We start from the raw sequence: 21,986 nt of genomic DNA, 5'->3' as shown, positions 1-21,986 counted from the left end.
CGCGCTTTTTACACAGGGGCCTCGGCCGTAACCTCCGCGAAACGCGGTGCCTCACGGGACGAAACCTCGCGCCACCAGACTGTCGGCTACCCGAGGTGACCCGACACCCGCGTGTCTCCAGGCCGTGCTCCGACGCAGCGTCCTCGCTCCGGGCTTTTCTCTGCACACTCACGAGAGGTTCAACAATGGATCAAGGCAATACCGCGTTCCTGCTCATCGCAGCCGCGCTGGTCCTGCTCATGACCCCCGGGCTCGCCTTCTTCTACGGCGGCCTGGTGCGTGCGAAGAGCGTCATCAGCATGATGATGCTCAGCTTCGGAGCCATGGGCCTCATCGGGGTCCTCTGGGTCCTGTACGGCTACGCGATCGCGTTCGGCAACGGCCCGTCCGGCCCCGCAGGGACCGACACCTTCGTCGGCATCGACGGCGTCCTCGGCATCGACACCGCCCAGATCGGCCTGCAGGGCATCTACAACGACGCGCTCGGCGAGCAGACGTCGGCCTACCCGACGCTGGCCTTCGCCGCGTTCCAGGCGACGTTCGCGATCATCACCGTCGCGCTCATCTCCGGCGCCATCGCGGACCGCGCGAAGTTCGGCGCCTGGATGGTCTTCGCCGGCGTCTGGGCCACCGTCGTCTACTTCCCGGTCGCCTCGTGGGTCTTCAACTTCACCCTCGGCGACGACGCCACCGTCGTCGACGGCGGCTGGATCGCCTACGGCGTCGGCGCGATCGACTTCGCGGGCGGCACCGCCGTCCACATCAACGCCGGAGCGGCGGCCCTCGCCCTCGCCCTGGTGCTCGGCAAGCGCGTCAACTTCACCAAGGGCGCGCACCAGCCGCACAACCCGCCGTTCGTGCTCCTGGGCGCCGGACTGCTGTGGTTCGGCTGGTTCGGCTTCAACGCCGGCTCCGAGCTCGCCGCCGACGGCATCGCGGCCGTCGCCTTCCTGAACACCATCGCCGCTCCGGCCGCCGCGATCCTCGGCTGGCTCGTCGTCGAGAAGATCAAGGACGGCAAGCCCACCTCGATCGGCGCCGCCTCGGGCGCGGTCGCGGGCCTCGTCGCGATCACCCCGGCGTGCGCCAGCCTGTCGCCGTTCTGGGCGATCGTCCTGGGCGTCATCACCGGCGCCGTCTGCGCCCTGGCGATCGACCTCAAGTACCGCCTCGGCTACGACGACTCGCTCGACGTGGTCGGCGTGCACCTGGTCGGCGGCCTCATCGGAACGCTCTACATCGGCTTCTTCGGCACCGGCGTGGGCCTGTTCCTCACCGGCGACGCGAGCCAGCTCGGCAAGCAGGCCCTCGCGGCCTTCACCGTCCTCGCCTACTCCTTCGTCATGACGCTCCTCATCGGCTGGATCATCCAGAAGACGATGGGCTTCCGTGTGAAGAACGAGGACGAGATCGCCGGCATCGACACGGCCATCCACGGAGAGGCGGGCTACGTCCTGGCGGACTGACCCCCTCCTCCGCAGCACCCGACGGGGTGCCGGCTCTCCGGAGCCGGCACCCCGTCGGCGCGTCCGGGACGGGCGACCGCCGGGCGCGCCCCCGCGGGCGGGCGGCCGCGGATCCGGGCTAGGGTTCCGGGGTGCCCTCCTCGCGCTCGGTCGTGTCCCTGCTCCTCCGACTCCTCGGCCGCGCGGTCGCCCCGCGGCCGGACGCCGGGCCCCGCCCGCAGCGCCCGTACCTGAGCACGACGGCGCCGACCCCGGGCGCGAGCGGAGTGGGCCGCACCGTCGAGGTCGACCCGTCGCGGCTCCGCGGGGTCCGCCTGGGCTACGCGCCCACGCCCGACGGCGACCCGGACCCGGGCGAGGTCGTCTGGACCTGGGTGCCGTACGAGGAGGACGACGGCCGCGGCAAGGACCGCCCGGTGCTCGTGCTCGCTGTCGAGAAGTCGGGGACAGTGCTCGCCGTGCGGCTGAGCTCGAAGGAGCACTCCGACTACCTGGCCGTCGGGACCGGCGGCTGGGACCCGGACGGGCGCCCCAGCTGGGTCGACCCGGAGCGCGTGTTCCGCGTGCACCCCGCCGGGATGCGCCGCGAAGGAGCAGCTCTGGAGCGCGCTCGGTACGACGCCGTCGCCCGGGTGCTCTCGGCGCGGTACGGCTGGCACTGAGCGCTCGACGCCGTCGAGCGGCCGCGAGTGGTCGCCGCTGAGCGCCTCAGGGGAGATCCCTGCCCGTCGAACGAGCGCCGTGCTCCTCGGAGGAGGCGTCAGACCGGGTCGATCGGCACGAAGCCCGCGTACTTCGCGGCGCGGCCGTCCCCGGAGGACGTGCCGGTGAGCCTGCGCCGCACCCACGGCGCGACGTGCTGCCGGTAGTACTGCACGGTTCCGCCGCGCCGGAGTGCGGCCTCGGTAGCGTCGGGCAGCGCGGCGGGCGGCGTGAGCCCGAGCGCCCGCAGGACCCGGTCGGCCACCCGCCGGTGTCCCCGCGGGCCGAGGTGCAGGCGGTCCTCCGACCACAGCGCCGGATCGGCGAAAGCGGGGTCGTGCCAGTTGTCGGCGACGACCACGTCGGTCCGGTGGCTCGTCCGGCGCAGGACGGCGTCGGTCAGCGCGTCCCCGCGGCGGCGGATGAGCGAGCCGAGCGGGAGCCGCGGCGACGGGTCGGCGCCGGCCAGGGCGATCAGCACGACGCCCTGCTCGTCGCAGCGCTCGAGGACGCGGAGGTAGGCGTCGGCGATCCGCTCGATGTCGGCCCGCGGGCGCAGCATGTCGTTGCCGCCTCCGTTGAAGGAGAGGTGGGTCGGGCCCAGGGCGAGCGCGGGCTCGAGCTGCTCGGCGAGGATCGGCGCGATGAGCCGGCCCCGGATCGCGAGATTGGCGTACTCGATCCGCTCGCCCGTGGCCGCCGCCCATCCCGCGGCCGTCAGATCGGCCCAGCCGCGCGGGGTGCCGTCCGGCCGCTCGTCGCCGACGCCCTCGGTGAAGGAATCGCCGATCGCGACGTAGCGGACGGCCGTCATCGGCGGGTTCCGGAGGTGCGCATCGTGGCACTGTACCGCTCCGCGGCCGGGCTCAGGCGCGGCGCCTCAGCGGGGTGACCGGTGCCGAGCGGATGCTGCTGGGGCGGGCCGGAGTCGCGGCACCCGGCGCTGCGGCGAGCAGCTCCTCCTCGGGCCGGATGCCGTGCCGGTGCTCGCGCTCGGGACGCGGGGCGGCCCGGAACCAGGCGGCCAGCGCGGACGACCGGCGGTGCCTCCGGTGGTCGCGGTCCAGCTCGGCGGTGCCCCGGTAGCCGGAGCCCCGGGCGATGCGGTCGAGGCCGCCGAGAGCGACGGGGGTGCTCGCCATCAGGACGGCGGCCAGCTCGAGTCGGCGGAGGGCGAGGTGCTCGTCGAGGCCGAGCCCGTAGCAGCGGCGGAACCGCAGCCGCAGCAGCAGGGCGGGCATCCGCAGCTCGGCGGCGAGGTGGTGGACGGTGAAGCGCCGATCGAGGTAGCGCTCGTTGACGAGGGCGGCCGCCGCGATGGCGACGACGTCGAGCGGCCGGCGGGAGGCGGCGAGGCGAGGGGTGGGGGTTCGGGTGTCCAGGGGAGGCATGCACAGGAGACGCGCGAGGTCCCTGTTCGTGACGCGGAGGCGCGGAATACGTTCGGGGTGGCGCAGTGATCGGTGTCGGACCGGCGCGACCGGCGGGGGCTGTGCCATCGTCGGGAGGGGGCGGAGTCCCCGCCGATCCGGAACCGACACCCAGGAGACGACCGCATGGCGCACGCCGCGCTGATCATCCACAGCGCACGGAAGGTCGACGCGGCCGGGACGGTGGAGGACCACTGGCTCCTCGCGCGGGACGGCGCGATCACGGCGACCGGCACCGGCACCGGCTGGCAGGCGCAGGCGGAGGGGGCGGAGCTGCACGACGCGCGGGGCCTCACCGCTGTCCCAGGCTTCATCGACCTGCACGTGCACGGAGGGGGCGGCTACGGCTTCGACGGAGGAGCGGAGGCGATCCGCGCGGGCCTCGCGCTGCACCGCTCCCGTGGCACCACGCGCTCGCTGGTCAGCCTGGTCTCGGCGCCGCTGGAGCAGCTGGAGTCCTCTCTGGACGCGGTCTCGGCCCTCGCGGCCACCGACCCGCTCGTGCTCGGCGCGCACCTCGAGGGCCCGTTCCTCGCGCCCTCGCGCAGGGGAGCGCACGACCCCGCGGCTCTCGTGCACCCCTCCTCCGGCGCGGTCGGCCGGCTGCTGGACGCCGCCCGCGGACGCCTCGCGCAGATCACGCTCGCGCCCGAGCTGCCGGGAGCCCTCGCGGCGGTGGAGCGGCTCGCCGGCGCCGGCACGGTGGTCGCGGTGGGCCACACCGAGGCGGACGCCGACCAGGCGCGGGCCGCGTTCGACCGCGGAGCCCGGCTGGTCACGCACGCGTTCAACGCCATGCCCGGGATCGGCCACCGCTCCCCGGGCCCGATCCCGGTGGCCCTGGGAGACGAGCGGGTCGCGCTCGAGCTGATCCTCGACGGCCGGCACGTGGACGTCGAGGTGGTGCGGCTCGCGTTCGCGGCGGCTCCCGGGCGCATCGCGCTCGTCACCGACGCGATGGCGGCGGCCGGGCCGGGCGACGGAACGCACCGCCTCGGCCTGCTCGACGTCGAGGTGCTCGGCGGGGTCGCCCGGCTCGCGGGCACCGCTGTGCTCGCCGGATCCACGCTCACGCAGGACGAGGCCCTGCGGCGGGCCGTCGGGCCCGGCCAGCTCGGGCTGCAGGCGTCCGTCGCCGCCCTCACCGCCGTTCCCGCCCGCGTGCTCGGCCGGGGCGACCTCGGCCTGCTGGCCCCCGGGTACCGCGCCGACGTCGTCCTGCTCGACGCGTCGCTCCGCGTGCAGCGCGTCTGGGCCGACGGGCTCCCGTTCCCCGACTCCGCGGACGGCGCGTCACGACCCCGGGTCAGGGCGTCGGCGTCACGGTCCAGGTCCCCTCGGTCTGGACGGCCATGACGCCGGGCAGGTCGGCCTCGAACACCTCGGAGAAGGCGACGGAGTCGCCGAACAGCTGCGGCTGATCGGAGGTCGTGAACACGCGGCCGGAGAACGAGTCGTCCGGACCCGCGGGCGTGTAGTCGACCGTCACGCGCGGGACGTCGTCGGAGAAGAACAGGACGGCCGGGCCGGTGCCGGACTGCGCACCGCTCACCGTCGCGAGGTCGTTCCAGCTCTGCAGGCCGAGCGTCCACGGCCCGTCGGCTCGGACGATCACCTGCTGCTCGACGGGGTCGTCGCGGAAGATCCCGGTCAGGAACGACCCCGTCATCGGGGCGGCGGCCTCGCCGAAGGGCGTCATCCGGCCCGCGGCGGTGACGATCGCCGTGCCGGTGCAGGCCGAGCAGTCCAGGCTCAGGACGACCGCGAACTCGCCCTGCCGCTGGAACGACACGTCGGCCGGGCCGGTGCCCGAGACGGTGGCGGGGACTCCCTCGCCGACCGGCCCGGCGTCGACGACGGTTCCGACCGGCTCGGCGGTCGCCGGAGCGGAGGGGGTCGGGCTCGGAGTGATCAGGTCGGTGATGGCGGGTCTCGGCGTCCGCGAGGCGGGCGCGGACGCCGTGGCGCCCGCCTCGGCCCCGCCGCCGGCGGTGCACCCGCCCAGCAGCAGGAGCCCCGCCGCTGCCGTCGTCGCCACTGCTGCTGTCGTCCCCCGAGCCCTCATGCGTCCAGACTGCCAGGGCTGGTCCGGATCGTCGTCCCCGGAGGGAGTCAGAGGAGCAGGGTGCCGAGGCCCGCGGCGGCGAGGACGACGATCCACGGGGGCACGGTCCAGCGCGTCAGCGCCACGAAGGCGCCGATCGCGAGCGCCAGGGCGCCGGTCGAGCCGATGCCCTCCGTCAGTACCGGGTCGTAGAGGGCGGCGCCGAGCAGTCCCACCACGCCGGCGTTCACGCCGGCCAGCGCCCTCTGCGCGACCGGCAGGTGCCGCAGCCGCTGCCAGAACGGGAGCACGCCGACCACGAGCAGAGCGCCCGGCAGGAAGATCGCGACCAGCGCGATCGCCGCCCCCGCGACGCCATCCGGCGTCCCCGCGCCCACCGCGCCGAGGAACGCGGAGAAGGTGAAGAGCGGGCCCGGCACCGCCTGCGCCGCGCCGTAGCCGGCCAGGAACTCGCTCTGCCCGACCGTGCCGGCGCCGACCGTCTGCGCCTCCAGCAGAGGCAGCACGACGTGGCCGCCCCCGAACACCAGAGCGCCCGCGCGGTAGAAGACGGAGGCGAGACCCGCCGCTCCCTCGCCGGTGAGCGCGGCGAGCAGGGGGAGGCCGGCCAGGAGGAGCCCCCAGAGGGCGAGGGCCGAGACCGCGAGCGCCGTCGGGATCCGGACCGCGAAGCCCGGGCCCTCGTCCGGAGCCGCCTCCTCGCCGCGCAGCCACAGGACGCCGGCCAGGCCCGCCGCCGCGATCACCGCCACCTGCAGCGCGGGCTCCGGGGCGAGGAGGACGGCGACAGCCGCTGCGCCGGCGATCGTCGCGCGGCGGCGGTCCGGTGCGAGCGAGCGCGCCATCCCGAGCACGGCCTGCGCGACGACCGCGGCCGCCGCCGCCTGGAGGCCCAGGAGCCAGCCGGCGGAGGCGACATCGCCCGCACCGGCGACGAGACCGGCGACGAGGACCAGGGCGATCGCCGAGGGGAGCGTGAATCCGCACCACGCGGCGACCAGTCCGGCGAGCCCCGCGCGCTGCAGGCCGACCGCCATCCCGACCTGGCTGGACGCGGGTCCGGGGAGGAACTGGCACAGCGCGACGAGGTCGGCGTACGCGCGATCGGTCAGCCAGCCGCGGCGCACCACGAACTCCTCGCGGAAGTAGCCGAGGTGCGCGATCGGCCCGCCGAACGAGGTCAGCCCGAGGCGGAGGAACACGAGGAGCACGGGGAGGGCGCCGCCCCGCTGCAGCCGACCCGTCTCCGACACGGGGGCATCCTGCCAGACGGCGGTGTCCGGCGCGCGTCGTGTCACCGGAAAAGGGACGATAAGCGGCCGGATAAGCGATTCCTGGTGCGTTCTCTTCCGGTTGATAAAGCGGTGGGTAGAAATACTGAACCCTTTCTCATCCCCTCTGTTAGCCTGATCCGGCTTCCCTTTCCTTCTCGAGGAGAAGGTGATCCGCATCAGTAGCGCGAGCACTGCCGCTCGTTCACTGAACGCCTTCTCCTCCTCTTTCGATCGGTGTACCCGGAACGGTGACGATCGGAAAGGCTCTCTCTTCCGTGACTCCTCAGGACACTGCCGTAGGCGACTCCGCCGACTCCTCCCGCACCGGCTCCCGATCGGGCGGCAAGGCCCTCTCCGCTCTCTCCCGCCGCACGATCCTCGCCGGATCCGTCGCCGGCGCGGGCGCGATCGCGTTCGCGACGCCGGCCCTCGCGGCCGGCGACCTCACCGCGGTGCCCCGACTGCCCGGCGAGGTCTCGCGCCTGTCCACCGCCACGTCGAAGACGGGCGGGAAGCGCTACGAGATCATCGACGTCGTCGTCGCGGGGGACCGGGCGCGCCTGTTCGTGCCGCACGCGACACCTCCGTCGCAGACCAGGGGCGCATCGATGCTCTGGTACTACCACGCCCGCAACGGCACCCACACGGCGCTCTCGAGCGCCTTCGCCTACTCCGCCGACCTCGCCGTGGACCGCGGCATCGTCAGCATCTGCCCGACCTACGGCGGCAGCATCTGGTCGAGCCCGCGGGCGATCGAGATCCAGGCCGCGGTCGCCGCCTGGGCCTCGTCGGTGTGGCGGATCGACGCGAGCCTCCTGCGGTCCGATTCCGGGGGCGGGCCGCTCCTGGCCTGGGCCTACGGGAAGCGGATGGTGCCGAACATCCGGGGCGCGTACCTCTGCAGCAGCTCCTACGACATGGAGGAGCGCGCGGCGAGCGAGCCGGACAAGATCGGCCCCGAGTACGCGGATGCGGCGGCGATCGCCGCCACCAACCCGGCGCGGCTGCCCGCGTCGGTGTGGCGCGGCGCCCGGCTGAGGATCACCGGATCTCCCGACGACGTCATGGTGCCGCTCGCCCTGCACGGCGCCGCCCTGCACGCCGCGGCCCTGCCCCTGGCGAAGGAGGCGACGCTGCGCACCCACCCGGGGGAGGGCACCGACGGCCACAAGGTCCCGAGCTTCACCAACAAGGAGATGATCGACACCTTCCAGCGCTGGATCGCCGAGGGCCCCGTGCCGCAGACGGAGCCCGTGCCCGAGACGCCGCCCGTGTCCACGCTGCCCGGCGCGGGCACCTACGAGAACGGCGCCGCGCAGATCGTCACCACCGGCACGTGGACGACGCTGAAGGCCACCGCGGACAGCGGCGGGAGCATCGCCTACTCGACCAGCTCCGGCGCCTCCGCGACGCTCGCCTTCACCGGCACGAGCATCGCCTGGATCAGCCGACTCACGTCGTCCTCCGGGATCAACGACGTCGAGCTCGACGGCGTGAAGGTCGCCTCCGTCGACCGCTACAGCGCGTCCGCCCGCTCGAAGCAGACGGTGTGGAGCAGCGGACAGCTCGCGGCCGGGCCGCACACGCTGACGATCCGCCGGGGGAGCGGCCGCAATCCGGCCTCGACCGGCAGCAATCTGCTGCTCGACTCCTTCGTGGTCGGCGACGCGACGCCTCCGCCGGCGACGACCCTGCCCGGAGCGGGCACCTACGAGAACGGCGCCGCCCCGATCGTCACGACCGGCACGTGGTCGACGCTGAAGGCGAGCACGGACAGCGGCGGCAGCATCGCCTACTCGACCACCGCGGGCGCCTCCGCCACCCTCGCCTTCACGGGTACCAGTGTGAGCTGGATCAGCCGCCTCACCGGCTCGTCCGGCATCAACGACGTCGAGCTCGACGGAGTCAAGGTCGCGTCCGTCGACCGCTACAGCGCCGCGACGCGGTCGAAGCAGACGGTCTGGAGCAGCGGACAGCTCGCGGCCGGGCCGCACACGGTGACCATCCGCCGCGGAAGCGGCCGCAATCCCTCCTCGAGCGGCACCAACCTGATCCTCGACGCGTTCGTGGTCGGCGACGCCGCTCCGGTCCCCACGGTCACCGTGCCCACGCCGATCGCGGAGTGGTCCTTCGCCGAGAGCGCCGCCCCCTTCGCCTCGGCCGTCGCGGGCGCTCCGGCGCTCCGGCAGGGTGCGGGCTCCTCCGCCCGCGCCGTCGCCACGCCGTTCGGCACCGGAGTCGCCCTCAACGGGACGACGGACCACCTGGTCGTCCCCAAGGGCGAGGTCGGCCCGCTCAACCTGGGCGCCTCGACCGGCCAGGTGACGATCGCGGTGTGGGTGCTCAACTCCGACGCGGACGGCGCCTGCATCGCGGGCGTCTGGGAGGAGTCGACGGTCGGGCCGCTGCGCTCCTACGCGCTGTTCAACAACCTCCCCGAGTACGGCGGCTGGGAGCGCGTGTGCATGCACGTCTCGAAGCTCGGCGGGCCGACGCCCGGCTACCCGTACTCGCGCGACTACTCGGTGGAGCCCCGCCGGATCACGCGCGGCGTGTGGCAGCTGCACGTCGGGACGTACGACGGCGCAGTCGCGGTCTCGTACCTCGACGGCGCCGCCACCGCGTACCCGGTTTACACCGACAAGCTCGGCGCGACCTACGCCAAGAACCCCTACGTCTACCCCGACGGCCTCAACGCGGCTCCGGGCGACTTCGTGGTCGGAGCGGTCGGCCGGGACGGCACGATGATCAACCGCTTCGCCGGCTCCCTCGCCCGACTGCGGGTGTGGGACCGGGCGCTGACCGCGGAGCAGGTGAAGCAGCTCTACTCGGCCGAGAAGGGCGCTCTCTGGTGACGACCCTAGGGCGGTGACACGAGTCCGAGAAGCGGATGATCCGCTTCTCGGACAAGGCCGTGTGAGCAATAGCCGGTGTCCCTCTTTCGAGGATGATTTTATCGGCTGAATTCGGATCTGCGGGCGGCCGCTCCACTGCTGCTCCGCCGTTCTCCGCCGCCTGTGTCCGCTGCGCGCGATTCCGCACTCACGCGGACGTGCGCTTCCGGAGGGGCGGATCGGGAATTCATCGCCCGGCGGCCGCGCAGCCCTGTCCCGGATCTCGGAGTGCGGCCCCGCGCCAGATGCGCACCGGCGCGACCACCTCCCAGCCGAGCGTGAGGTAGAGGGCGCGGCCGTCCGTGCTGGCGACGAGGAGACCGCTCCGTGCACCCTCGGACCGGGCCCAGGCGGTGAGGGCGTCGACGACCCGCCGTCCCAGCCCGCGTCGGCGGAACCGCGCATCGGTCTCGATCCGGTCCAGGACCGCGACCGTCCCGTGCACGGCGGCGGTGCCCTGAGCGGCGACGACTCCGTCGACCAGCAGCCGGACGCTCGCCACTCCGTCGGCGGCCTCGAGCACGGCTCCCGCGAGCAGGGCACCCTCGGCGGTGCGGCCCGGGCCGAGGAGCGCCGCCATCAGGCTCTCGTCGCCCGCGACGAGCTCCAGCCCGGCGGCGGGCGCTAGGCGGGCGTCGTCGCCCAGGCCCATGACCGTCAGCCACTCCCGGGGCCCGGCCGTCCGCTCGGCACCCGCCTGCAGCGCGGAGGGCGACGGATCGACCAGGATCCGCTCCCGCATGCGCGACTCCGCTCCGACATCGACCAGCCAGGCCCCGTCCTCGCGGACGCGCTGCACGCCGCGTGCCCGGCACCAGCCCTCGACCCAGTCGTCCACCCGCTCCGTCGTCGTGATCACGCCCCGAGAGTAGCCGCGACCGGACGGGCGCGATCGTGGGAAGCGGGTTCTCCCGGCGGTGGCCGTCGATCCCCAGCAGGACCGCCCTCGCCCGGATCGCACCCCGCGCACCGCGATCCGCCGGGTCCTCCCGTTGTCAACCTCAGTGCCACGGCGCCGTCCCCGGCCCTACCGTCGGCGCGAGACATCCGCTGCACCGCCGGGACCCTGACGGCCGTGCCGAGAGTGAGGGGCCGATCCGATGCCCAGGCAGGACGGCGACCCGCGGAGCACCACCCGAGTGCTGCGCGAGCTGGTCGCCGCGTTCGAGGATCCGAGGGCCGTGCACCCGGCGCTGGCCCGGCAGGTGCGGAGCGCCGCCCGCGAGCTGCTCGGCGCGTCGGAGCGGGAACCGCTGCGCCTGCGCGTGCGGATGCCGACCCTGATGGTCCCGCGCTCGGTCGTGGACGAGGTGCCCGATCCGCCCCCGGTGCCGCCCGCCGCGCTCTGACCCGCCGGCGCTCGTACACTCGGACGATGCGACACGGCATCGTCATCCTCCCGCAGGACCCGTGGGCCGAGGCCCGCCGGAAGTGGCAGTCGGCCGAGGGCCTGGGCTTCGACCACGCGTGGACCTACGACCACCTCTCCTGGCGCTCCCTCGCCGACGAGCCGTGGCACGCGACCGTCCCCACCCTCACCGCTGCCGCGACGGTGACCGAGACGCTCCGCCTGGGCACGTTCGTGACCTCCCCGAACTTCCGCCACCCGGTGCCGTTCGCGAAGGAGATCGCGACCCTGGACGAGATCTCGGGCGGTCGGACGATCCTCGGGGTCGGCTCGGGCGGCACGGGCTTCGACGCCCGCGTGCTCGGGCAGCCCGAGTACTCGCCCCGGCAGCGGCACGAGCGCTTCACCGAGTTCGTCACCGCACTCGACGCGCTGCTGCGCTTCGAGGAGCCCGGCTCGGGCGGCGTGGACCTCGAGGGGGAGTGGTTCACCGCCCGCTCCGCGCGCATGGTGGGCGAGCCCGTGCAGCGCCCCCGCGTCCCGTTCGTCCTCGCCGCGAACGGGCCGAAGGGCCTCGCGCTCGTCGCCGAGCGCGGGCAGGGCTGGGTCACCACCGGCCCGGAGGGAGTGTCGAGCCAGGAGTGGTGGCGGGCGGTCGCGTCCCTCTCCCGGCGGCTCGATGCGGCGCTCGAGCTGGCCGGGCGCGACCCGCGCACCGTCGAGCGCCACCTCTCGCTCGACTCCGGGGGCGACTACTCCCTCGAGAGCGTCGCCCGGTTCGAGGACATGGCCGGCCGGGCGGAGGAGCTCGGCTTCACGGACGTGATCGCGCACTGGCCGCGGCGCGACGGCGTCTACGCGGGCGACGACGAGGTCCTCTACGAGGTCGCCTCGCGCTTCTGACCGGGCCTCGGGGGCTCCGGAGCGGCCCTCAGACCGCGCGGGCGCTCCCGCGGTCGACGAGACGCGCGGGCAGGAGTCGGATCGACGGCTCCTCGCCGAGGGACGGCTGCTCGATCCGCTCGACGAGCGTGTCGACCAGGTGCGCGCCGAGCTCGGCGGCACCCGTCTCGACGTAGCTGTAGGGGAGCGAGAAGTCGCGGGCGAACTCGGCCGAGTACAGGCTCACGACGGACAGCTGCCCGGGCACGGCGACAGCGCGTCGGCCCAGGATCGCGGGAAGCATCGCGATGGTCCGGTCGCTGTGGACGACCAGCGCCGTGAGACCGGGGTTGTCGTCGAGGAACGCCGTGATCATCGGCTCGACGGCGTCGGCGGCGGTGGCGGCCGGGCGCAGCACCAGCTCGATCCCGAGCCGACCGGCGGTCTCGAGAGCCGACTCGCGGAACCGGAGCCCGTAGGTCCCTCCGCGGTCGAAGACGCGCTCAGGAGGGGTGACGAGACCGATGCTCCGATGCCCGAGGGCGCCCAGGTGCTCGATCAGCAGGCGGGCCGCGTCGCCGAAGTCGAGGTCGAAGACGTCCACCCCGGAGGCGTCCGCGGGCACGCCGAGGGCGGCACCGGGCCGCCGCGAGGCGCGCAGGACGGGCAGCCGGTCGTCGTCGTCCGCGACGCTCAGGAGGATCAGTCCGTCGACCTGACCGGAGCGCGTGAGCCGGCGGACGGCAGCCGCCCCGTCGGCCTCGGTGGCCAGCAGCACGTCGTAGCCGAGCTCGCGGGCGCGGGCCGTGATGGGGAGCACGTACTCGACCATCGCGGGCGCGAACTCGTCCGGGTCGAAGTGGACGAGCAGGCCGAGCGCCATGGTGCGGCGCGTCGCGAGCGCCCGTGCTCCGGCGTTGACCGTGAAGTCGAGCTCGGCGATCGCGTCCTCGATGCGCTTGCGCGTCTCGGGGGAGATGCTGCGCTTGCCGGAGAGGACGTACGACACCGTGCTGCGCGAGACCCCTGCCGCTTTCGCGACGTCTCCGATCGTGGCCATCTCCACCCCCGCTCGAACCGTGTCGAGAGTGGCAGTGCGGCGCGGCGCACGCAACTCGGGCGCCGCGTCCCCGGAGCGAGGACCGGACGCTGCGGCTCCGGCGCTCTGCTCGTCCACGGCGCGCTCGTCCCCGTCGGGGAACGTCCGGTCCCGACGACACGTCGACGCGGCCGGGCGCACGAGGTGCCCGGCCGCGTCAGGGCGTTCTGGACGGATCAGCCGCAGCGCGCCGCACCGTAGGCCGGTGCCGTGGATCCGCTCGCCGCAGCGCCGTCGACCGTCCCCGCGATCCGCACGTCGAGAGCGCCGGCTCCGACGCTCGCAGCGCGGGTGCTGAAGGCGGCCGAGACCGTCTTGCCGGGAGCGACCCCGGTGAAGGTCTTCGTGCCCCAGGCCGAGCCGATCGTGACGTCAGCGGCGACCGCGCTGGTGTTGGTCGCCGTCCCCGTGATCGTGACCTTCCCCGCGGTGCAGCGCGAGGCCGAGGTGCCGGTCACCGTCAGGCCCGTGGTCCGCCCGACGAAGGGCGTGACCGAGATCCTGTCGATGTTGGGCGCGTACTGCGAGGTGAGCAGGACGCCCGGGAAGGTGTCGGAGAGGTAGGTCGTCCCGTCGAAGCCCGGGAGCTCCTTCGAGGTGATCGCGATGGTGTTCGAGCCCTTCCTGAGCGTGACCGGCACGCTCAGGTCCCACAGCTGGTTCTGGTGGAACGTGTGCGGGAAGAGCACGCGCTGCGTCACTCCGTTGACCGTGATGTCCGCGTGGCGGGCGAGCGGGTCGGGGTTGTAGTGCGTCGCGGGGGACTGCTCCTCGTTGGAGTAGCGCAGCGTGAGCGCGTACGTCCCGTCCTGCTCGGCCTTCACGTCGCCGAAGGTCAGGGTCGAGTCGCCGTCGCGTCCGCCCCCGATGTTCCCGACGGCCTTGCCGCCCGACGCGAAGGACAGGTCGCGGACCGTGGCGGGGCCGGTGATCGTGGCCGCCTCCGCCTCATAGCTCGTCGTCGCGGGCGGGTTCGCGCTCGCTCCGATGACGATCCGATCGACGAGGAGCGTGCCGCTCGTGCCGACGACCTCGATCTTGTTCACGCCGCCCGAGAGGAAGACCTGACGGGTCGAGCTCGCGCCCACCGGCCCGACCTTCACGTCGTTGACGTAGAGGTCGCCGGTGCCGCCGCCCAGGGTGTCCACCGTCACGGAGGACGGCGCGTCCTTCGCGGAGTAGCCCCAGACGGTGGTGGAGGCGCCGCTGGTGAGCGTCGCCGTGCCCGAGCCGGAGACGCCGGCGCGGGAGTAGTCGGCCGTCGCTCCGTTCTCGAGCGTACCGGTCTCGGCCTCGTGGATCGAGGTCGCGGCGGCCGCGCTGGGGAGGGAGAGCTCGATCTTGTCGATGATCGCGTCGCCCACGGTCGACTTCGTGCCGGCGAGGTTCTTCGCGGCGAGCGAGATCGTGTGGGTGCCGGCGGTCAGCGTCACCTTCGTGTCCGCGTGGTCCCAGACCACGAACTTGTAGGCCAGCGGAAGGAGGATCTCCTGCTCCGCAGCGCCGTCGACGCTCAGGAACGCGTTGATCGGACCCTGCTGGGCGTTGGCGGCGTAGGTGTTGAGGGAGTTGGCGAAGACGCTGAGGTCGTACTCGCCGTCCTTCGGGACGGTGACCGCGAAGTCGAGCTTCAGGTCGCCGCCGGTGCGGATCCCGCCGACGTTGCGTCCGCCCGAGGTGTAGAAGCCGCCGACGTTGGTCGGCGAGCCCTCGGGTCCGTTGAGGTTCCGCGATCCGGTGTAGCGGGCGTCCTCGGCCTCGTACTTCTGGCGGAAGTCGACGGGCGAGGCGGACGGCGACGACGCGTTGGCGCCCGGGGTCAGGACGACCTCGTAGGCGGAGTCGACGTCGAGCGCGGGCAGGGATCCGCCGAAGTCGAGCGAGAGGGCGCCGTCCACGACGGACGCGTCGAACTCCTTCACCGTCTGCGGGGCTCCCGAGTCGCCGACCTGGCCGGTCCAGCGGATCTCGCTGACCTCCACGTGGACCTTCGAGCCGAAGGTGGCGGCCGGGATGCGCTCGAACGCGACCTTCTGCGAGCCGCCGACGCCTCCGAAGAGGGCTCTCGCCTGCTTGGCCGCGGTGTCGAGGGTCGCGACGCCCTGGAGGGTGTAGCTCTGGCCGGGCTTGGGCGGCGTGACCGCGACGGTGTCGCCGGTCATCGAGGCGTAGGCGTTGAGGAGCCACCACTGGCCGTTGGCGCGGTTGGCCTGCACCGCGGAGTCGGAGAGGTTGCCGTCGATGTTCCAGTAGGCGATGTCGCCGTCGACCTTCTTGTCCTCGAGCGCGCTGATCCACTGGACCATCTGGCCGGGCACGGAGGTGTGGTAGTTGAAGGCGTACTCGTTGAGGTTCACCGGCAGGTGCTTCCCGGCGTAGGACGTGCCCGCGTACAGCTCGTCCTCCCAGGCCCGGAAGCGGTCGACGTTGGTGCGGATCTCACCCGGGGCGCTCAGCTCGTGCCAGGTCATCACGTCGGGGACGGTGTCCTGCTCGAGCGTGTGGGTCATGAACCCGCGGACCTGGTCGTAGAGGACGCTGGTGTTCGGTCCGGCGATGCGGGCGTCGGGCATCCTGTCGCGGATCAGCGCGTAGGTGCTGTCCCAGGCCGCGAAGAACGCGGTCGGGTCCTCCAGCCAGCTCTTCCCGTCGTAGCTCCACTTCCCGTTGCCGAACATGTTGCCCTCGGGCTCGTTGAACGGCACGAACACGATGTTGTCCTGGTACTCCTCGGGGAGCGCGAGCACCTGGTCGACCTGCGTGGCGATCTTCGCCTGGTAGTCGGCCAGCTTCTCCTGGGGAGTGCTGCCCGGCCACTCGTAGGGGAAGCCGCGGTAGATGTCCGTCATGTAGATGTAGGTGTCGCCGTCCGAGGTGTCGGCGACGGCCTTCGCGACGCTCAACGCGTCCGCGCCCGGATGCTGCGGCCCGTCCTGCGCCTTGGTCGAGACCGTGCGCAGGTCGATCCCCTCGAGGAGGTTGTCGGAGGGGAGGCCCTCGCCGTAGACCCCGTAGAGGGTGCCGGACGCGCCGCCCATGAACTCCCCGGTGCTCGTGCCGAGGTCGATGGTCATCTCGTCGAGTGCGCGCACCGTGACGGTCGCCGTGACCGCGGTGCCGAGGCCGGTGACGGTGCCCTTCACGGTGAAGGTGCCGCGCTTCGCGTACGCGGAGGCGGGGACGCTCTCCCAGGTGACCGGGGCGTCGCGGTTCACGCCGTCGGAGTAGGTGGCGGGGACCCCCGGCAGGGCCGGCGCGACGCCGATGCCGGTGGTGACCGCGACGCTCGTCGAGAGAACGCCGGTGACGGCCGGCGCGGCGTCGCCCGCCAGACCCCGGACCTGAGCGGCGGTCAGAGCCCGGTCGTAGACGCGGAAGTCGTCGATCGCTCCGTCGAAGTAGGGGTGCACGTTCCAGAGCGCCCGGCCGATGTTGCCGCTCTTGGAGGCGGAGGCGGAGTAGAGCTGCTTCGCGAGGTCGACGGAGGCGGGAGCCGTCGCGACCTGCAGACCGTTGAGGTACAGGGTCACGGTCGTGCCGTCCATCGTCGCGGTGACGTTGACCCACTGGTCCTTCTGCAGCGGCGAGGAGCTGGAGACTCCGGTCTCGCCGCCGTCCTTCAGCTGCTTGATGATCGCGCGGGCGCTGCCGCCGTCGAACGACGGAGCGAAGGCCGACGCGGCGTCGGGGCTGATGCCCAGGCACCACAGCCACTGGAAGCCTCCGGTGCCGGACCACTTCGTCCAGGCGGAGACGGTGGTCTGCGTCACGCCCTGGAAGAGCCCGTTCGGCACGGTCAGGTACGGCGCGGAGGTCGAGTCCGCCGCGCCCCCGGGAAGGTCGATCGCGGTCGTACCGGCCTTCCGACCCGCGACGTACGTCGCTCTCGCGCTGTTGACGACGGTGCCGTCGAGCTTCTTCGACGAGAGGTCGGCGACCGTGGATCCGGACACCTGCCCCTGCTCGAAGTCGTACTGGAGGATGAGCGCGTCGGCGGGGACGGAGGTGTCGGCCGCGGAGGCGGACTCGGCGCTCGGGAGAGCGACGGCGAGGGCGGCGAGTGTCGCGGCACTCAGCGCGAGGGCGAGGGAGCGGGTGCCGCGCCTCGGGGAGGACATCGTTGTCACGCTGGTCACTTTCTGTGGGGACAGCCGGCCGGACGACGGCGGGCGTCGGTCCGGGGTCGGAGCAACAGTGCTTCGAACCGGTTCGACAAAACTAGGTTCCGCGCCTGCGACACGCAAGAGGACCTGAGAAGTTCCTCGTCCGGCTCGCAGGTGACGGCAGTCGCTCCGGGCTCTCGCCGGGACCCGTCAGCCCGCCGGAGCGGCCGTCGCCGCGACGCTCGACGGTGAGCGGACGGGTCCGAGGGGGGCGCGCATCGCCGGGGGAGTGCTGCTGATCGGGATGCTCGCCGGATGCACGGCGGGTCCCTCCGCTCCCGTCGACGACCAGATCATCGTCGCCGCGGAGACCGGCGACCGGCCCGCAGGAGGACGTCCTGGACGCGGTCGAGGGGAGCCGCCCGGACTGGCTGAGCCCCGACGGCGTCCTCCCGCGGTGACCCGCAGGACCGCGGCGGCCTGTGCCGCGTGCGGGAGGATGAGGGCATGACGCTCCCTCCGCCGACGCTCCTCTCCCCGCCGCTCCAGGACCGGCTGGCCCGGTGGTTCGACGGGGAGGCGCCGCCGGCCCCCTCGGTGAGCTGGGCCCTGTTCGACCGCACCGGGCTGCTCGTCCACCACGGCCGCGGCGAGCACCGCCTCGACGGCGCCGCTCCCGGGCCCGGGACCGTGCACCGCATCGCCTCCATGTCGAAGAGCTTCGAGGCGGCGGCGGTGCTGATCCTGCGCGACCGCGGGCTGCTCCGCCTCGACGACCGCGTCGCCGACCACGTGCCGGAGTTCACCGACCCGCTCGACTCCGCGGGCCTGCCGCTGCCCGTGACGATCAGGATGCTCCTCAGCAACTGCTCGGGGCTCCCGGAGGACAACGGCTGGGCCGACGACGTCATGGCTCTGACGCGGGAGGAGTTCCTCGAGGTCGTCGGCCGCGGGCTGACCTTCACGGAGCGGCCGGGTGAGGTCTACCAGTACTCCAACATCGGCTTCTGGCTGCTCGGCGTGCTCGTCGAGAACGTGACCGGGGAGGACTTCCCGACCTTCGCGACGCGGACGATCCTCGAGCCGCTCGGCCTCCACGACACCCGCTACGACAGCGGCGACTACCCTGACGGCACCGACCTGGCGGCCGGCTTCAGCACCTTCGACGACGGAGGGACCTGGGTGCCCCGCCCCGTGACCGGCACCGGAGCGGGCGCCTGCGCCGCGAGCATGTTCAGCACGGTCGGCGACATCGCCCGCTGGAGCGGCTGGCTCTCCTCCGCGTTCGAGGGCGAGGACGGCGCGGACGACGACCCGGTGCTGAGCCGTGCCTCCCGCCGCGAGATGCAGCGCGGCTGGACGCCGGTCCCCGCGCTGAGCCCTCGCGCCGTCGAGAGCACGCTCGACGGCTCCGCGTACGGGTTCGGCCTCGTCGTCGAGCACGACGTCCGCTTCGGCGGGATCGCCCACCACTCCGGCGGCCTGCCGGGCTGGTCGTCGAACATGCGGTGGCATCTGGAGTCGGGCCTGGGGGCCGTGGTCTTCGCGACCGCGAACGGGGCGAAGCTCGCCGCCGCCGCGACGGGACTGCTCCGCGCCGCCCTCGAGGACACCGCTCCTCCGGCGCGGACCATCACCCTCCTCCCGTCGACGCTCGCCGCGGCCGCCGCCGTCGAGGCCGCGATCGTCGCGGGAGACCTCACCCGGGCGGGGGAGCCGGGCAGCGGCGCCCTGTTCAGCCCCAACCTGCTGAGCGATGTGCCGGCCGACGTGCGCGCCCGCCGCCTCGCCACGGCGATCGCGGGAATCGGCGGGCTCGCCGAGGACCCGACCGCGAGGCCGCTGGTGGAGCGGCTGCTCTGGAGCGCCTCCGCGGCGCAGGCGGCCTTCCTCCTGCCGGGCCGCGACGGAGAGCTCGAGTGCCGGCTCGAGACCACGCCGACCGTCCCGGCCCTGATCCAGCGCCTCGAGATCGTCGTGCGCGAGGCTCCGACGGCTGCCCTCCCGGTCGTGCGCTTCTACCGCCCTCGGGCCGGCTAGCGGTCGAAGACGAGGCGCGGACGCGGCGGACCTCGACGCTCCCGCACCGAGAACGGCGGGCGGCCCTCGAGGGACCGCCCGCCGTCACGCTCCCGCGGTCAGCGGATCGTCGTGCTCGCCGTGTCCGCGTTGCTGCGGATGGACGGGTCGGGCGTCTTCGTCGAGAACGCCGCCGCCAGCGCGGTCGCCGTGCCCGAGACGGCCGCCCTCACCGTGATCTTCTCCGACACGGTCCGCCCGTCCGCCAGGCCGGCCCGCTGGAACACCACCACGTTCCCGACCCTGGTGTACGAGCCGGTCGCAGAGACGAACTGCACACCCGCGGGCAGGACGACCTGCGAGACGACCGACGCCGACGCAGCCGGACCGGCGTTCGTCGTGATGAGGGTGTAGGTGAGCGTCCTCCCCTTCACCGCCGAGGCCGGCCCGGAGAGGTCGACGCGCAGATCGGCCTTCGTCGCGACCTGCTTCGGCGAGACCGTCAGCGTGCTCGTCGCCCGAGCCGTGCCCGCCGAGTTCGCGGCCTGGATGCTGAAGGTGGTGGTCCCGGCCGTGGTCGGCGTCCCGGAGAGGCGCCCGGTCGCGTCGAGGGTGAGCCCGGCGGGCAGTGCGCCGGAGACCAGGGAGACCGACGGAGCGGGCGTGCCGCTCACCGCGTAGCGGAAGTCGTAGGCCGAGCCGACGACGCCGGCCGCGACCGTCCCGGAGAGGGTCGGCGCGACCGTCGGCGACGAGACGGTGACGGTGCTGGTGGTCTCCGCGGAGGCGGTGCCGGCGCGGGCCGCCAGCGTGAACGTGAAGGTGCCCGGCGCGGACGGAGTCCCGGTCAGGCGCCCGGCCGGAGTCAGGGTGAGGCCGGACGGGAGCGCACCGGAGGAGACGGCCACCGACGGCGCGGGGAAGCCCGAGACGGTGTAGCCGAAGTCGTAGGGGGTGCCGACGACGCCCGGCCCGGGGGTACCGGAGATCCCCGGTGCAGCGGCGGCGGGGGAGACGACGACGGTGCTGGTGGTCTCCGCGCTCCCCGCAGCGCTCGAGGCCCGCAGGGTGAAGGTGGAGCGTCCGGCGGTCGTCGGCGTCCCGGTCAGGCCGCCACGAGCATCGAGGCTCAGGCCGGCGGGGAGCGTTCCGGAGACGAGCGAGACGGTCGGCGCCGGTATGCCCGTCACGCTGTAGTCGAAGTCGTACGGGGTGCCCACCGTCGCGGCGGGCGGGTCGCCGGCCAGGGTCGGCGCGACCGTCGTCTCCGCCACGGCGAACGTGTGCGGGGCCCCGACGGTGGCGCCGAAGGGGTTCCGCGCGGAGACGGCGAAGGTGGACGTGCCCGCGGTCGTCGGCGTGCCGGAGAGGACCCCGGACGCGCTGAGGGACAGGCCGTCGGGGAGGGAGCCGGAGGCGATCGCGAACGAGGCGGGGCGGTCGGCCGCGAAGGTGTACGAGGCCGCCGCTCCGAGCGACCCGGACGCGGGAGGAGCATCCGCCGTCAGGACGGGACGCGGGCCCCGGGCGAGCACGTGATCGGGTCCGGCGGCGAGAGCCGTCGTGCCGGCGAGGCCGGCGGGGAACTGCAGCTGCCCGGCCGAGCTCCGGCCCCAGCCGACGATCGTGCCGTCGCCCTTCAGCGCGAGGCTGTAGTCGGACGCGGCGGCGATCGCCACGACCCCGGACAGGCCTTCCGGCACCGTGGTCTGGCCGTAGTCGACGACGACCGAGTCGGAGCTCGCGCCCCAGGCGACGACGGTGCCGTCCTCCTTCAGCGCGAGGCTGTGGGTCTCTCCCGCCGCGACGGCCACCACGCCCTCGAGCCCCGCGGGGACGTCGGTCTGCCCGTAGAGGTCCCAGCCCCAGGCGACCACCCTCCCGCCGGACACGGCGAGGCTGTGGCGCCGGCCCGCGGCGATGGCCGTGACGCCTCCGAGGCCGGCCGGGACCAGGCCCTCGCCCAGCCCGTTGCTGCCCCACGACGTGACGGTGCCGTCGCTGCCGAGTGCGAGGCTGTTGTCGCGGGAGGACGAGATCGCGACGATCCCGGTCAGCGCGGCACTCCTCGAGACCTGCCCGTCGCCGTCGTAGCCCCAGGAGACGACGGTCCCGTCGCTCTTCAGCGCATGGCTGCTGTAGTCGCCGGCGGAGACCGCGACGACCCCCGTGAGACCGTCGGGGACGCTGGTCTGCCCGTACGACCCGCGGCCCCAGGCGACGACCCCGCCGTCGCCGTTCGCGGCGAGGCTGTGGGTCCGGCCCGCGGCGAGGGAGAGCACGCCCTCGACCCCGGCCGGGACCGTGGTCTTCCCATCGGTGCCGCTTCCCCAGGCCGCCACCCCGAGGACAGGGGCGGACGGAGCGGCGACCGCCGCGAGAGGAACGGCGGTGCCGACGAGGAGCGCGACGGCCGCGGTCAGCCCGAGCAGGCCCCGCCGGAGCCGCCGCGCCGCTCCTGGATCCCGCGGCTGCGACGTGCCGTCCTCGACGGCGGGCGGACGAGGGACGGTGCTGGAGCGCATGTGCTGCCTTCGATCGGGACGGCCCTCATCGGCCGTCCTCGAACCGTGGCACGGCCGTCCCGCCGCTGACAATGTCCTCTAGCGGCCCTGTCCGGAAGAGGGCGCCGCGGAGCTCCGCGGAGGGGACGTAGGCCCGGTCTCACTGCGGCCGAGCGCTCCCGCCGCGGGCCCGTGACGGT

General features: G+C 73.6%; 15 protein-coding genes. 7 read left to right on the top strand and 8 right to left on the bottom strand.

What is annotated here, in order from left to right; genetic code table 11:
• The first annotated feature begins 185 nt into the window (after window positions 1-185).
• Together C5D66_RS03180 and C5D66_RS03175 are read left to right on the top strand one after the other, a co-directional pair.
• Window positions 186-1,466, top strand: a complete 1,281-nt coding sequence (locus C5D66_RS03180) for an ammonium transporter (protein ID WP_104222080.1) — start codon at window positions 186-188, stop codon at window positions 1,464-1,466.
• A 131-nt stretch (window positions 1,467-1,597) separates the two neighbouring features.
• Window positions 1,598-2,128 (top strand): type II toxin-antitoxin system PemK/MazF family toxin, encoded by a 531-nt coding sequence (locus C5D66_RS03175; RefSeq protein WP_167299028.1) that lies wholly within the window; start codon window positions 1,598-1,600, stop codon window positions 2,126-2,128.
• A 98-nt stretch (window positions 2,129-2,226) separates the two neighbouring features.
• On the opposite strand, the gene C5D66_RS03170 is transcribed toward C5D66_RS03175, so the two are convergent.
• Window positions 2,227-2,982 (bottom strand): SGNH/GDSL hydrolase family protein, encoded by a 756-nt coding sequence (locus C5D66_RS03170; protein ID WP_104255022.1) that lies wholly within the window; start codon window positions 2,980-2,982, stop codon window positions 2,227-2,229.
• Window positions 2,983-3,034: 52 nt separating this feature from the next.
• Window positions 3,035-3,559 (bottom strand): hypothetical protein, encoded by a 525-nt coding sequence (locus C5D66_RS03165; RefSeq protein WP_104255021.1) that lies wholly within the window; start codon window positions 3,557-3,559, stop codon window positions 3,035-3,037.
• 165 nt (window positions 3,560-3,724) lie between these two features.
• On the opposite strand from C5D66_RS03165, the gene C5D66_RS03160 reads away from it, so the two are divergent.
• Window positions 3,725-4,954, top strand: a complete 1,230-nt coding sequence (locus C5D66_RS03160; RefSeq protein ID WP_104255020.1) for an N-acetylglucosamine-6-phosphate deacetylase — start codon at window positions 3,725-3,727, stop codon at window positions 4,952-4,954.
• On the opposite strand, the gene C5D66_RS03155 is transcribed toward C5D66_RS03160, so the two are convergent.
• The gene (locus C5D66_RS03155; RefSeq protein ID WP_146076890.1) at window positions 4,905-5,663 is read right to left on the bottom strand and encodes a hypothetical protein; all 759 of its coding nucleotides are present in this window, start codon (window positions 5,661-5,663) and stop codon (window positions 4,905-4,907) included. The genes C5D66_RS03160 and C5D66_RS03155 overlap by 50 nt on opposite strands.
• A gap of 47 nt (window positions 5,664-5,710) precedes the next feature.
• The gene (gene chrA, locus C5D66_RS03150; protein WP_258061244.1) at window positions 5,711-6,916 is read right to left on the bottom strand and encodes a chromate efflux transporter; all 1,206 of its coding nucleotides are present in this window, start codon (window positions 6,914-6,916) and stop codon (window positions 5,711-5,713) included.
• 296 nt (window positions 6,917-7,212) lie between these two features.
• Between chrA and C5D66_RS03145 the strand changes: the two genes are divergently transcribed.
• Window positions 7,213-9,792, top strand: a complete 2,580-nt coding sequence (locus tag C5D66_RS03145; protein ID WP_104255018.1) for a LamG-like jellyroll fold domain-containing protein — start codon at window positions 7,213-7,215, stop codon at window positions 9,790-9,792.
• Between the two features lie 226 nt (window positions 9,793-10,018).
• Here C5D66_RS03145 and C5D66_RS03140 read toward each other — a convergent pair whose 3' ends face one another.
• Window positions 10,019-10,690 (bottom strand): GNAT family N-acetyltransferase, encoded by a 672-nt coding sequence (locus C5D66_RS03140; protein WP_219814272.1) that lies wholly within the window; start codon window positions 10,688-10,690, stop codon window positions 10,019-10,021.
• 241 nt (window positions 10,691-10,931) lie between these two features.
• Here C5D66_RS03140 and C5D66_RS03135 point away from each other — a divergent pair, with 241 nt between their 5' ends.
• Complete coding sequence (locus C5D66_RS03135; RefSeq protein WP_146079249.1) at window positions 10,932-11,180, top strand: hypothetical protein; 249 nt, start codon at window positions 10,932-10,934, stop codon at window positions 11,178-11,180.
• A 26-nt stretch (window positions 11,181-11,206) separates the two neighbouring features.
• On the top strand, window positions 11,207-12,082 hold the full coding sequence (locus tag C5D66_RS03130; protein ID WP_104255016.1) for an LLM class flavin-dependent oxidoreductase: 876 nt from the start codon (window positions 11,207-11,209) through the stop codon (window positions 12,080-12,082).
• 28 nt (window positions 12,083-12,110) lie between these two features.
• Here the strand turns inward: C5D66_RS03130 and C5D66_RS03125 are convergent, their stop codons facing one another.
• Together C5D66_RS03125 and C5D66_RS03120 are read right to left on the bottom strand one after the other, a co-directional pair.
• Window positions 12,111-13,121, bottom strand: a complete 1,011-nt coding sequence (locus tag C5D66_RS03125; RefSeq protein ID WP_104255044.1) for a LacI family DNA-binding transcriptional regulator — start codon at window positions 13,119-13,121, stop codon at window positions 12,111-12,113.
• Window positions 13,122-13,336: 215 nt separating this feature from the next.
• Window positions 13,337-17,278 (bottom strand): LamG-like jellyroll fold domain-containing protein, encoded by a 3,942-nt coding sequence (locus C5D66_RS03120; protein WP_104255015.1) that lies wholly within the window; start codon window positions 17,276-17,278, stop codon window positions 13,337-13,339.
• 492 nt (window positions 17,279-17,770) lie between these two features.
• Between C5D66_RS03120 and C5D66_RS03115 the strand changes: the two genes are divergently transcribed.
• Window positions 17,771-19,303 carry a serine hydrolase gene (locus tag C5D66_RS03115; protein WP_104255014.1) on the top strand — a complete coding sequence of 511 codons (1,533 nt, stop codon included), beginning with the start codon at window positions 17,771-17,773 and terminating at the stop codon, window positions 19,301-19,303.
• A gap of 98 nt (window positions 19,304-19,401) precedes the next feature.
• Here the strand turns inward: C5D66_RS03115 and C5D66_RS03110 are convergent, their stop codons facing one another.
• Window positions 19,402-21,807 carry a putative Ig domain-containing protein gene (locus C5D66_RS03110; protein ID WP_104255013.1) on the bottom strand — a complete coding sequence of 802 codons (2,406 nt, stop codon included), beginning with the start codon at window positions 21,805-21,807 and terminating at the stop codon, window positions 19,402-19,404.
• Window positions 21,808-21,986 lie beyond the last annotated feature (179 nt).

This window comes from Rathayibacter sp. AY1B4 (assembly GCF_002932815.1).
Lineage (GTDB): Bacteria > Actinomycetota > Actinomycetes > Actinomycetales > Microbacteriaceae > Rathayibacter.
This window is presented reverse-complemented; position numbering and strand designations above follow the sequence as displayed.